10 protein-coding genes are annotated in these 12,795 nt (G+C 45.3%); 9 read left to right on the top strand and 1 reads right to left on the bottom strand.

The window, feature by feature from the left end; all coding sequences use genetic code 11:
* The first annotated feature begins 16 nt into the window (after positions 1–16).
* The 6 genes from gatC (at position 17) to I2G42_RS09025 (ending at position 4,712) form a co-directional block, all read left to right on the top strand.
* Positions 17–310, top strand: a complete 294-nt coding sequence (gene gatC, locus I2G42_RS09050; protein WP_022462350.1) for an Asp-tRNA(Asn)/Glu-tRNA(Gln) amidotransferase subunit GatC — start codon at positions 17–19, stop codon at positions 308–310.
* A 16-nt stretch (positions 311–326) separates the two neighbouring features.
* On the top strand, positions 327–1,787 hold the full coding sequence (gene gatA / locus I2G42_RS09045) for an Asp-tRNA(Asn)/Glu-tRNA(Gln) amidotransferase subunit GatA (RefSeq protein WP_118601557.1): 1,461 nt from the start codon (positions 327–329) through the stop codon (positions 1,785–1,787).
* A gap of 15 nt (positions 1,788–1,802) precedes the next feature.
* The gene (gatB, locus tag I2G42_RS09040) at positions 1,803–3,239 is read left to right on the top strand and encodes an Asp-tRNA(Asn)/Glu-tRNA(Gln) amidotransferase subunit GatB (RefSeq protein ID WP_055217758.1); all 1,437 of its coding nucleotides are present in this window, start codon (positions 1,803–1,805) and stop codon (positions 3,237–3,239) included.
* A 161-nt stretch (positions 3,240–3,400) separates the two neighbouring features.
* Positions 3,401–3,613: a DUF378 domain-containing protein gene (locus I2G42_RS09035; RefSeq protein ID WP_055217760.1), complete on the top strand. Its 213-nt coding sequence runs from the start codon at positions 3,401–3,403 to the stop codon at positions 3,611–3,613.
* A 37-nt stretch (positions 3,614–3,650) separates the two neighbouring features.
* On the top strand, positions 3,651–4,037 hold the full coding sequence (locus tag I2G42_RS09030) for a COG3415 family protein (protein WP_055217762.1): 387 nt from the start codon (positions 3,651–3,653) through the stop codon (positions 4,035–4,037).
* Positions 4,038–4,121: 84 nt separating this feature from the next.
* Positions 4,122–4,712 (top strand): IS630 family transposase, encoded by a 591-nt coding sequence (locus I2G42_RS09025; RefSeq protein WP_118741509.1) that lies wholly within the window; start codon positions 4,122–4,124, stop codon positions 4,710–4,712.
* Positions 4,713–5,084: 372 nt separating this feature from the next.
* On the opposite strand, the gene I2G42_RS09020 is transcribed toward I2G42_RS09025, so the two are convergent.
* Positions 5,085–6,269, bottom strand: a complete 1,185-nt coding sequence (locus tag I2G42_RS09020) for a helix-turn-helix domain-containing protein (RefSeq protein WP_118741508.1) — start codon at positions 6,267–6,269, stop codon at positions 5,085–5,087.
* Between the two features lie 151 nt (positions 6,270–6,420).
* Between I2G42_RS09020 and I2G42_RS09015 the strand changes: the two genes are divergently transcribed.
* From I2G42_RS09015 to I2G42_RS09005, 3 genes are all read left to right on the top strand, one after another.
* The gene (locus tag I2G42_RS09015) at positions 6,421–8,856 is read left to right on the top strand and encodes a beta-galactosidase (RefSeq protein ID WP_238061592.1); all 2,436 of its coding nucleotides are present in this window, start codon (positions 6,421–6,423) and stop codon (positions 8,854–8,856) included.
* A 24-nt stretch (positions 8,857–8,880) separates the two neighbouring features.
* The gene (locus tag I2G42_RS09010) at positions 8,881–10,287 is read left to right on the top strand and encodes an MFS transporter (protein WP_055217766.1); all 1,407 of its coding nucleotides are present in this window, start codon (positions 8,881–8,883) and stop codon (positions 10,285–10,287) included.
* 87 nt (positions 10,288–10,374) lie between these two features.
* Positions 10,375–12,792, top strand: coding sequence for a glycoside hydrolase family 3 N-terminal domain-containing protein (locus I2G42_RS09005; RefSeq protein WP_055266005.1), 2,418 nt, complete (start codon positions 10,375–10,377; stop codon positions 12,790–12,792).
* Positions 12,793–12,795 lie beyond the last annotated feature (3 nt).

Genomic DNA, 12,795 nt, shown 5'->3' with positions numbered 1-12,795 from the left:
AAGGAGAATGAGTGAAATGGCAAATGTGATTTCAGATGAAACGATGGAATATGTCGGCATCCTGGCAAAGCTGGAATTAAAGGATGAGGAAAAAGAATCCGCACGGCAGGATATGCAGAAAATGCTGGATTATGTAGATAAATTAAACGAGCTCGACACCAGCAAGGTCGAGCCGATGACCCACATTTTCGAGATGGGAAATGTATTCCGCGAGGATGAAGTAACCAATGGCGACGACCGCGATGCAATGCTTGCCAATGCACCGGAAGTCAAAGAGGGCCAGTACAAGGTTCCGAAAACGGTAGAATAGCAGGAGGAGATTCGATATGGAAATCAAAGATATGACAGCAGTACAGCTTTCTGCCGCGATCAAAGAAGGAAAGATCACCGTATCGGACGCTGTGGAAGCGTCCCTTGCGGCAGTCAGAGCGTCTGAGGATGCGATTCACGCCTTCCTTCTTGTGGATGAAGAGGGTGCGAGAGCACGCGCAGCAGAAGTGCAGAAGAAAATTGACGCAGGAGAGCTCACCGGTCCGCTGGCCGGCGTTCCGATCGCGATCAAGGACAACATCTGTACGAAGGGTCTTGCGACGACGTGTGCGTCAAAGATCCTGCAGAATTTCGTTCCGACGTACGATGCGGAGGTTATTACACGGCTTGAAGAGGCGGGAGCCGTTATCATTGGAAAGACGAACATGGATGAGTTTGCGATGGGAAGTACGACAGAGACTTCTGCGTACGGCGTGACGAAAAACCCGTGGAACACCGAACACGTTCCAGGCGGTTCCTCCGGCGGTTCCTGTGCAGCCGTTGCAGCAGGAGAAGTACCGATGGCACTCGGCTCCGATACTGGCGGATCGATCCGTCAGCCAAGTTCCTTCTGCGGCGTAACCGGCATGAAACCGACGTACGGCACCGTTTCCCGTTATGGACTGATCGCTTACGGTTCCTCCCTCGACCAGATCGGACCGGTCGCAAAGGATGTGACAGACTGTGCAGCACTGCTGCAGACCGTTGCTTCGTATGATGCAAAAGATGCGACATCAATGAAACGCGATGATTACGATTTCATGAGCGCTTTAAAAGAAGATGTCTCCGATCTGAAAATCGGTATTCCGAACAGCTATTTCGGCGAAGGTTTGGATCCGCAGGTAAAGGAATCCATTTTAAAGGCTGCCGATGTCCTGAAGGCACGCGGAGCAGAAGTAGAGTATTTCGATCTCGACCTCATTGATTATGCGATTCCGGCTTACTACGTCATTGCATCCGCCGAGGCAAGCTCCAACCTGGAACGATTCGACGGTGTGAAATACGGCTTCCGTGCCAAAGAGTACGAAGGACTCCACGATATGTATAAGAAGAGCCGTTCCGAGGGCTTCGGTCCGGAGGTGAAACGACGGATTATGCTGGGAAGCTTCGTGTTGAGCTCCGGTTACTACGATGCGTATTATCTGAAAGCGCTGCGCACGAAAGCCCTGATTAAACAGGAGTTTGACCGCGCATTTGAGAAATACGATATGATTTTAAGCCCGGCAGCACCATCGACGGCACCGCGCCTTGGAGAATCGCTTTCCGATCCGCTGCAGATGTATCTGGGCGATATTTACACCGTATCCGTCAACCTCGCCGGTCTTCCGGGCATCACCGTTCCGTGCGGCATGGATGACAAGGGTCTTCCGATCGGCATGCAGCTTATCGGAGACTGTTTCTCAGAGAAAAAACTGTTCCGTGCAGCGTACACCTATGAGCAGGCACGCGGTGCATTCGGGCAGCCAGAAAAACGGTAAGGAGGAAGCAAAACAATGTCAAAACAGTATGAAACCGTCATCGGACTTGAAGTACATGTGGAGCTTGCGACGAGAACAAAAATTTTCTGCGGCTGCTCTACCGCATTCGGCGGTGCGCCGAACACCCATACCTGCCCGGTCTGCACCGGTATGCCGGGATCCCTTCCGGTATTAAATAAGAAGGTTGTCGATTACGCCCTGCGCGTCGGACTGGCTGCAAACTGCAAAATCAACCAGCTCTGCAAATTCGACCGAAAGAACTATTTCTACCCCGACAACCCGCAGAACTATCAGATTTCTCAGCTGTATCTGCCGATCTGCCACGATGGATATGTGGAGATCGACACCGCAGCGGGAAAGAAGAAAATTGGCATCCACGAGATCCATATGGAGGAAGATGCAGGAAAGCTGATTCACGATGAGTGGGAGGACTGTTCTCTCGTCGATTACAACCGAAGCGGCGTTCCGCTGATCGAGATCGTCTCCGAGCCGGATATGAGATCCGCGGAGGAAGTTATCGCTTATCTGGAAAAACTGCGTATGATGATTCAGTATCTCGGCGCATCCGACTGCAAACTGCAGGAAGGCTCGATGCGTGCCGATGTCAACCTTTCGGTCCGCGAGGTTGGAAGCGAGAAATTCGGAACGCGTACAGAGATGAAGAACCTGAACTCCTTCAAGGCGATCGGAAGAGCGATCGAGGGAGAGCGTGCAAGGCAGATCGAGCTGATCGAGGAAGGAAAAGCCGTTGTCCAGGAAACCCGCCGCTGGGACGACAACAAAGAGTATTCCTATGCGATGCGTTCGAAAGAGGATGCGAAGGATTACCGCTACTTCCCGGACCCAGATCTGCCGCCGGTGCACATTTCCGACGAGTGGATCGACCGCATTGTGAAATCCATGCCGGAATTCCAGCCGGAGAAACAGGCACGCTACGTGGAGCAGTACGGACTGCCGCAGTACGATGCGGGCATTCTGACGGGTTCCAAGAAGCTCTCCGATCTCTTTGAGGAGACGACGGCGCTCTGCGGCAAACCGAAAAAAGTGGCAAACTGGCTGATGGGCGAGACCTTACGTCTCTTAAAAGAGAACGGGCAGGAGCCGGAGGATCTGCAGTTTTCACCGAAGCATCTGGCATCCCTGATCGAACTGGCAGAAGCCGGATCGGTCAACAACCAGGTGGCGAAAGAGGTATTTGAGCAGATTTTTGCAGAGGATGTCGATCCGGAAGCATACGTCGAGGAACACGGACTGAAAACCGTAAACGACACCGGCCTTCTGGAAGAAACCGCGAGAAAAGTTCTGGAAAACAATCCTGGCCCGGTAGAACAGTACAAATCCGGAAAGACAAAAGTCCTCGGATTCCTGGTCGGCCAGGTCATGAAAGAAATGAAAGGCAAAGCCAACCCGGCAGCGGCAGGAGAGCTGCTGCAGAAGCTGCTGTCTGAATAAAAAACAAAATTGCACGAATGGAGGCCTGAAAATGGTCTCCATTTTTCTGCCCGAAAAATCAAAGAAAATGCATAAGCTGCCTCCCTTTGGGAAATGATTTATAAAGAAACCGGAAGAGATAGAAAGACGATACAAAATCCGGGAAAAGGAGGTTTCTTTACATGAAAGGACTGGATTACACCGCGCTCACCGTTGCGATCATCGGAGCCGTCAACTGGGGCCTGATCGGATTCTTCCGCCTCGACCTCGTCGCCTTGGTCTTCGGAAACATGACGTGGCTGAGCCGCATCATCTACGCAGTTGTCGGCATCTGCGGCCTCTACCTGATCTCCGTCTACGGAAGAATTTCCGACCACGTACTGGGGCAGGCGTAAGAACAGGAACCCTCTCATATACGCCAAGAAAGGCGGTGTGAGAGGGTTTTCTTCTGCCGTTTTTAAAAAGACAAAAGAAATCGCAGAGTGTTTTTCTGTGAATACCAATACTGTTTACCGCCTGGAAAAACAAATGCGTGAAACAGGTTCTGTAAAAACAAGAACATCACAGAGAGGACGTAAACATGCCCTGACACCGGAAGATCTCCAAAACATTGACCGGGTGGTTCAGCAGGAACCAGATATCACAATTGATGAAATCATTGATAAACTTGGTCTGCATGTTTGTAATGAAACAGTCCGCAAGGCAGTTATTATAGCAATTCCAGAAAATAATGCAAAAAATTCAGCACTGCAGAACGTGAATTACTGCGTCACAGATTTTCGTCGTACCCCGGTACGCCTTCAAATCCGTTCCTTGTAATTCGCGCCCTGCCGCACTGCCTTTTTTGCGTTATTTTCTGGTCTTGCTATAAACTCGGGTATTCTTACAAGAAAAAATCTCTTCATGCCTCAGAGCAGGAGCGTCCCCTATGTCAGGGAAAAACGCAGAAACTGGAAAAAACATATGTCGGAGAAAGACATAAATCATCTGGTCTTTCTGGACGAAAGCGGAGTAAACATCAATATGACGCGACATTATGCCAGAGCATGGAAAAACCGGAGAGCAGTAGATAAAACTCCACTCAACACGCCCTGCAATACAACCGTTCTTTCTTCCATACGTCTGAATGGAGACTGTGCCTATACAGTCTATCCGGGAGGAACTACTGTAGAGCGGTTTGCAGAGTACCTGAAAACAAAGTTGCTGCCGACGCTTTCAGAAGCAAACATTATCGTTATGGATAATATGCGTTCCCATCATGCAAAAGCGGTGAAACAGCTACTGGACAGCTCAAAAGTAACCTATCTGTATTTGCCCCCGTATAGTCCGGATCTGAATCCGATTGAAAAGATGTGGTCAAAACTCAAAGCATCTTTAAGGAAAGAAAAGATACGGATTGCATCGGAATTACCATCAGCTATTTCAAAAGGATTTTTAACAATTCGTCCAAAGGACTGCATAGGGTGGTTTCGTTCGTGTAATTATGTGCAATAATTTATTGGATTGCTATAAATACCCGCCGCCCACACAGCGGCGAAAAGCTGTTCTGTGAATACGATCAAGAAGTGAAGCACTACCCGGAAAAGCGTGGGATTCAGACCAACATCGGCAACCTGAACAGGGAAATCTGCCGCCGACTACCGAAAGCAGATGAAGCCAAAGGAAGCCCGCAGCAACGTGATTGACGCTATCCTTGCCGCCCGGACGGACTGTAAGTAGTGGTAGTATAAAAATAGTACAAAGTAAAGATCCATATGCTTGTAAAACCTATGCTTGTAAAACTCCATCAAATCAAAGCGTATCATCATTTATGGAATCTATAAAGGACAAAAGTTCGTTAAAAATACTGGTGGTTATGATTTGAGTTTATATCTGCTGTGTTTTATTTCGATACTGTCTCGGAGTCATACCATATTTCTTTTTAAAAGCAGTCTGAAAGTGGGCCTGACTGGAATAGCAAAGATAATTGCTTATTTCGGTCAGACTTTTTTCCGTAAAAGTAAGGAGACTTTTTGCCTCTTCCAGTTTGCAGCGGCTGATATAAGCGCCGGGGTTAAATCCTAATTCGGATTTGAATTTTTTGGCAATGAAAGAGGTGCTGCGGTCAATATGAGCGGCAACATCTTCCAGACGAATCGCTTCATTGGTATGACTTCTGATGTAATTCATGCAGTCGTAGATATCAGCAGATATCCCGCTTGGTAGGTGGGTTTCACCGGCTTTTTCGCAAAAGTCGAAAAGCATTTGATACTGTAAATCGTTGATTTCTTTTAGCGTCTGAAGCTGTTCACATTCCTGTATATACATATCCATAAGATGATAAGCACGTTCAACGTCAACACCGCCCGGAATTGCGCCGATCATCCCTACATTTGTCACCGTACTGATAAAAATATTTTTGGCCTGGCGTAAAGGCGATTTTGCCAGTTTCTTTTCATTGAGATTCAAAGGAGTAGATTTGAGAAAATCCGCCAGTTTCTTTGGATTCCCGTTTCGAATATGTTCATAGAGCTCCAACTCCATATAATGGGTGGAGTGAAGTTCTTCATTTTCCTTATTTTCAATAAACTGCTTTACATTGTGTGAATTGCGGTTCACAGTATTACCAAAGCTTATTTCCAGTATTTCCGGAATATCGGCATTCTTCCGGTTCAGAATCAGATGAAGTAATGACAGATGTCTTGCAAGATGCAGGCGGCTGGTTGTCGGTATTGTATATAAAAATTCGACGATTTGCTCCCGGTATGCTGCCGGAACAGCACTCTCTTGCATGAACAGATTGATCTGTGAGGGTGTGACGGGGCACTCGAAAATAGGACCAAGAATGATAACATAGTCGGTCTCTTCTATACAAATACATCCGTATATGATTTCAGAAGAATAAAAATGTATGGACGGATTAGGACCACCTGCGAGAACAGGGTAATCTGTAAGCGGTTCTACAGAAAAAAGCTCACCGATAGTTGAGTACTTTTCGGCCGTTCCGAGAAGTAAACTAATAGGAATCTTGGTTGTGGCATAATACTTTTTACAGAAATCAATATAATCCATGATTGATAATTCTCTCCTTTTTTCAAAAGTATATCACAAAAATTTTAAAAATACAGAAAAATATAATATAAAATAAAATTATGAAATATGAATCATGGAAAATGTAGTATTTTATAAGCAAAAAGAAAGAAAGAAGGAAGGAGAAAGTGAAGTGAGACAGAGAATAAGAATCCATAAAGCTGAAACGAACAAAGGCGCAGCGGATTTTTCACATCTGTTGGATGCACCTGCAGGAAAGCATGGGTTTGTACGTGTAAAGGACGGACATTTTTATTTTGAAGACGGAACACGCATTAGATTTTTGGGCTTCAATATGGCAGCAAGATCCAATACTCCGAATCATGAGACAGCGGAAAAATTGGCTGCAAGATTTGCCAGTATGGGTGTGAATGTCATTAGGCTGCATGCAGCAGATGCTCCTATCGGTGAAGAACCGTGTACGTGGAGCAGTTGTAAGGAAGCACCGCTTTTGGATTACGAGAGAGGGAACAGCCTGGAATTTAACAAAGCAGGTCTCGACAGATTTGATTATTTTGTCGCAAAATTGAAAGAAAAGGGAATCTATCTGCACATTGATCTGTTAGTTGCAAGAGCATTTAATAAGGAAGATGGAATTGAATATTCCGATAGAGTGGATTCCTGTACAAAATGCTTTCCGATGATTAATGAAAGACTGATTGAACTGCAGAAGGATTATGCAAGAAAGCTTCTGTTGCATGTGAATCCGTATACCGGGCTTGCACTGGCAGATGATCCGGCAGTCATTACCGTTCAGATCAATAATGAAGAATCGGCGATTAAGGGAACAGCGGAGCTGGAGCATGTTGAACATATGAAGCCTTATAGGCAGGAGGTTCAGAGAAAATTTAATCATTTTCTTCTAATGAAATACGATACAAGGGAAAAATTAAAAGAAGCCTGGACATTTGACGGTGTTTCAGCTTTGCAGGAGGATGAGAATCCGGAAGACTGCTCAGTACGTATTACGGAGGGAGATTTTGTCCAGCCGGTGAATGATCCGATGGGTTCATGGGAAGGAATGAACAGCCCGGCAAGATATGCAGATTATATGGAGTTTGGAATTTTTATTAACCGGGAATTTTATCAGATGATGAAAAATTATCTGCATTCTATCGGGGTGAAGGTTCCGATTAACACCAGTAACCTGCTGGGCGGTGCGGCTGATGTATACGGACACAGCGATGCGGACGTAATGGAAAATAACAGCTATTTCAATCATCCGCTGCTTCCGGTACAGGGAACGACATTTATGGTGTCGGGTCCGATGGAATATGTTTCCACCAATCCGCTGACCATACAAAAAGGTGCAGGTGCCATAGCAACAACGATCCCGAGCATGGGTGCAACTGCCATTATAAAAGGAAAGCCGTTTATGCTGAGTGAATGGAATGAATACGGACTTCATCCGTTCCATTCCACAGCGGCAGTGCAGACAGTGGCCTGTGCATGCTTAAATGACTGGGACGGACTGATTCTTTATAATTATCAGACATCTGAAAAATGGGATGATCAGCCAGCGGACGAGATTTTAAGTGTATTTGATGCATACAATGATCCGGCGGTGGCCTGTCAGTGGGGATTTATGGCATCTGTATTTTTGAAGGGCCTTGTGGCTGTTTCTGATAAAAAAGTAGATGTTGTATATACACAGGATGACCTTAAGACGCTTCCAAACGGGCATGGCATGCTGACAACGATGTTACCTTACATCACAGGTATGCGAAACGTTTTCCTGGATGGAGGTGAGAGGTACACCGGTGACGCGGATGCGGCCATCAATGCAGGCTTTTTAAATGGAGCCGATCTTTCCGAGGCAAAGAAAGGAGTCTATTATGCATGGTCTCCTTACAGGGATGCAATGAGAAGATATCCGGATAAAAACCGGCTGACTTTTGCGGCAAGGGATACCAAAGAGATACAGCCGGGTATACATCTTGGCGAAAAAACACTGGTTTTTGATAAGATTGAAAAGATTGCAGGGGACGGAGATTACCGGGAATTTGCAGAAATCCTGGATCAGGCCTTTAAGAAGTGGGGGATTGTTCCAAAGGATGCAGGACTTGTGGACGGGAAAATGATTTCAGTTACCAAAGAAATGATATTTGATCCGGATAATTCCAGATTTTCACTGAACACCGATTATTGCAGCTTTTTCAGCGGATCCCCGGAGAAAAATATCCGCCTGACGGAAAAAATTAATGCAGAAGTGAATAACAGCAGAATATCTATTTCGGTGCTTCCGATGGATACGGACAAGCTTGCAGATGCAAAAGAGTTTATCCTCACGGCAATGGGTGAGACGGGAATGGATGAAACAGAGATGCAGACGGGGATTGAACTGATGGGTTATGAATTTACCGCTGTGACAATGAAAGGAAAGCTTTTTGCAGATACGCTGGAAGGTACAATTTCAGTAAAAGGAAAGAAAGCAACACTTGAGATTTTAAGTCCGGTGGGGGAAGTCATCAGAATTATGGACGGAGAGAAGATTGGAGAATCTGTACTCTTTCATCTGGATGGAATGGTGCCGGGTATCATGTACCATTTATCAATAAACGAAGCATAAAACTTTTTAAGAGAGGTAAAATCAATGGGAAAAAAGAAAAAAGAACTTGGTTTCGACAGTGACGGCGCAAAAAAAGTCATGCGAAAAAGAGACTATATGGCAGATATGTCAGGGCAGTGGGCACTTGGACTTATGGCAAATGTAGTCGGTCAGCTTACATACTTCTATACAGACAAGGTGGGTCTTGCTGTTGGCGGTGTCGGTATTGTGATGGCAATCGCTAAAGTTATTGATGCACTTACTGATATCTGGTTTGGAAATGTAATCGAGCATTCAAAAGGCGGAAACAGTAAATTTTACAAATGGATGTTCCGCATGATGATTCCGGCGGCAGTAATTACATTTTTGATGTTTACAGTGCCGAAAGGTCAGACAATCGGAATGATTTATGTACTTGTGACTAATGTATTGTTGACAGCCGTAATTTATACGATGATTGCAACACCGTTTGGTGCAGTTATGGTTGTGCGTACCAACAGCCAGGTAGAACGAAGCAATATGGGTATCTTCCGTGCAGTAGGAAACTATGGGGCAGGGATGATCATTTCGATTATTATTATTCCTGTTACTAATATGTTAGGTGGAACACAGAGTGCATGGATTAAATTTGGAGCGATTTTAGCGTTAATTGTTCTTTTGCTGCTTGCAATTTGTTATAACAACGGACGCAAGGCAAAGTATTCAGAAGATACAGAAACGCTAAATGAAGTAGAGGAGGAAGAGGCAGTTCCGTTTAAAGATGCGATTAAAATGCTTTTTGGAAACAAATACTGGGTGATTGTTCTCTTATTCAATATTATTACAAATGTTACAAATGCGATTGCAGCGGTATCCGGAACTTATTACTGTAAATGGATCTTCGGAAATGATAATCTGGTGGCTATAACAGGTATCGCAGGGCTTGCGGCAACTTTACTTGGATTTGTGCTTGCGAAGCCAATCATTTCTAAACTCGGAATTAAGAAAACGGTTTACTTTGGGGTGTTAGGTCAGGCAATTACCTGTGTGGTCAGGTGTGTCGTTCCGACGAATTTCATGGCATGTACGGTGATGTCCTTAATCGGAAGTTTAGTACAGATTCCGCTGATGTGCTTATATGGAGTGCTTCTTGCAATGGCTGTCGATTATAATGAATGGAAATACGACAAGAAGCTGGTAGCAGTATCTTCAGGAGCAATCGGATTTGGAAGTAAAGTAGGCGGCGGACTGGGAAGCATTATTTTATCAGTCTTTCTTGCAATCGGAGCCTATGATGCTACATTGGAAGTTGCAACTACTTCTATGAGATATGCAATTTACGGGTTCTCAAATTATCTGCCGTTAGTGATGAATTTGCTGATGTTCTTTGTATTTACAAAGTTTGATTTGGAAGAGAAGCTTCCAAAAATGAGAGCGGAAGTTGAAGCACGTAGAAAGGGTCAGAATAACTAAATAAAAATATATCAGGTATGGAGCCGGCCATTTATGACTGGCTTCATGCTATATCAGAAATTAAATGGAAAGTGGAGAGATGATAAAATGAGCGACAAATATCAGAATACAGAATTGATACCGGAGGAAAGGGCGGCATATCTTTTAGAGGAACTGAGTCTGGATGAAAAAGTGGCTCAGTTGAACTGTGTTTTTCCATTTGACAAGGCGAGTTATGATTTTGCCGGAATCAATGAACAGACAAAGCATGGAATCGGACAGGTAAGTACGCTGGAAATGCGGAGAATGGAAAGTCTGGATGAAGTGGTCCGGTGGCAGAGAAAGGTGCAGAGAATCGTTATGGAAAACAGTCCGCACCGTATTCCGGCAATTTTTCATATGGAAGGACTCTGTGGAGCATTTATTCAGGATTCCACAAGCTTTCCTTCCGGAATTGGAAGGGGTGCCGGATGGAATCCAAAGTTGGAGGAGAAAATTGCAGAAATTGTAAGCCGTCAGGAAGCTGCTTGTGGTATTACGCATGTCTTTGCCCCTGTGCTTGATATTTCCAGAGATTCCAGAATGGGACGGCAGGGAGAAACGTATGGAGAGGATCCGGTTCTTACAGCCAGCCTGGGATCAGCTTATACAAAAGGGTGCCAGAAATATGAGACAGCAGGACGCAGAACAGAAAGTGTAGCCAAGCATTTTCTGGCATTTCATAATTCAGCAGCAGGTATTCATGGGGCCAATAGTGATACACCGGAACGTTTGTTAGAAGAAATCTATGGAAAGCCATTTCAGGCAGCCATTACAGAAGCAGGTTTAAGAGGAATCATGCCCTGCTATTGCCTGATCAATGGAGAGCCGGCTTCCGCATCGCATCATCTTTTGACAGAACTGCTGAGAGAAGAGATGGGGTTTGACGGACTTTGCGTCAGTGATTATGGCGCCATTAATAATGCATTTATGTTTCAGGGAATCGGGGAAACCAAAGAGGAAACAGGACTGTTATGCCTGGAGGCGGGAATGGATATGGAGCTTCCAAGTGTTGAGGGCTATGGGGAAGCATTTAAGAATCTGTTTGCGTCAGGCAGGGCAGATATGGACATTCTGGATCGGGCTGTAAAAAGAGTCCTGACGGCAAAGTTTCGTATGGGGCTGTTTGAACATCCTTTTGCTTTGGAAGGAGAAGAGCTTCGCAGAGTTTTTATGAATAAGAAGGATAAAGAAATTTCCCTGCAGTCTGCAAAAGAATCTATGGTACTGATTAAAAATAATGGTGTGCTTCCGATTCAAAAATCCGTAAAAAAGATTGCACTGATCGGACCTCACGCAGACAGTCCGAGAAAGTTTTTCGGAGGATATACGCATATGTGTATGATGGAATCTACCTATGCAATTGCCAACTCGATTGCCGGGGTCAGTGGAAGTGAAAATGTGGACAACAAAGAAATCGTGACTGTTCCGGGAACCAATATTCAGTCAGATGAAACGCCGGAATTTGACGTGATTCTGAAACGTCAGAAACCGGACTGCCGAAGTATATTGGAGGAACTGAAAGCTCAGATGCCGGATGCAGAGATTCGTTATGCTTATGGATACCCGATTGCAGGAGCGGATCAATCCGGTTATGCCCGGGCGCTTGAAATTGCAGAGGATGCCGATATTGTGATTCTTACTTTAGGAGGAAAGCACGGAACCTGTTCTATGGCCTCCATGGGAGAGGGTGTGGATGCGACAAATATCAATCTTCCGGAATGCCAGGATGCATTTATCAGGAAGGCAGCAAAGCTTGGGAAACCGCTGATCGGAGTTCATTTTGACGGACGCCCTATATCCAGTGATGCGGCAGATGCACATCTGGATGCAATACTGGAGGCTTGGAATCCGTCCGAGATGGGGGCGGAGGCAGTTGTGAGCACTCTGCTTGGCAGGTATAATCCTGGAGGAAAAATGCCGGTAACGACAGCTTATACTTCCGGTCAGATTCCAATTTATTACAATCACCCGCATAATTCCGCATGGCATCAGACCGGAAGCATCGGCTTTTTGAATTATGTGGATATGCCGCATACACCGAGGTATTATTTCGGACATGGTTTGTCTTATACAAAATTCGAATATAGCAATCTGCAGTTATCCAAGGATTGCATTATGCCGACAGAAAGTATCCGGATTCAGTGTGATGTGGAAAATACAGGAGAATACAAGGGGGATGAAGTCGTTCAGCTTTATCTGAAGGATATTCATGCAAGCATGGCAAGACCGGTCAAGGAACTGGCGGGATTTAAGAGAATTACGCTAGTGCCGGGAGAAAAGAAAAAAGTAATCTTTGAGATAAAAGCATCACAGCTTGCATTTCTGGATAGAAGGATGAAATGGAAGATTGAGAAAGGAACTATTGAGGCAGAAATAGGAGGCTCTTCAGAGGATATCAGACTAAGCGGCGCTTTTGAGATTGTAGAAAATGGATGGGTTGCCGGAAGAGACAGAGCGTTTTATGCAGATGTGACAGTGGAGTAAAGA

The sequence above is a fragment of the Fusicatenibacter saccharivorans genome, from assembly GCF_015557635.1.
In the GTDB taxonomy this organism is placed as follows: domain Bacteria; phylum Bacillota; class Clostridia; order Lachnospirales; family Lachnospiraceae; genus Fusicatenibacter; species Fusicatenibacter saccharivorans.
Note: the sequence above shows the minus strand (reverse complement) of the source record. Positions and strands in the feature narration are given on the sequence as shown.

Coding starts and splice junctions, on each gene's coding strand:
- gatC (WP_022462350.1), top strand. CDS start 17: ATGGCAAATGTGATTTCAGATGAAACGATGGAATATGTCGGCATCCTG.
- gatA (WP_118601557.1), top strand. CDS start 327: ATGGAAATCAAAGATATGACAGCAGTACAGCTTTCTGCCGCGATCAAA.
- gatB (WP_055217758.1), top strand. CDS start 1,803: ATGTCAAAACAGTATGAAACCGTCATCGGACTTGAAGTACATGTGGAG.
- I2G42_RS09035 (WP_055217760.1), top strand. CDS start 3,401: ATGAAAGGACTGGATTACACCGCGCTCACCGTTGCGATCATCGGAGCC.
- I2G42_RS09025 (WP_118741509.1), top strand. CDS start 4,122: ATGCCTCAGAGCAGGAGCGTCCCCTATGTCAGGGAAAAACGCAGAAAC.
- I2G42_RS09020 (WP_118741508.1), bottom strand. CDS start 6,269: ATGGATTATATTGATTTCTGTAAAAAGTATTATGCCACAACCAAGATT.
- I2G42_RS09010 (WP_055217766.1), top strand. CDS start 8,881: ATGGGAAAAAAGAAAAAAGAACTTGGTTTCGACAGTGACGGCGCAAAA.
- I2G42_RS09005 (WP_055266005.1), top strand. CDS start 10,375: ATGAGCGACAAATATCAGAATACAGAATTGATACCGGAGGAAAGGGCG.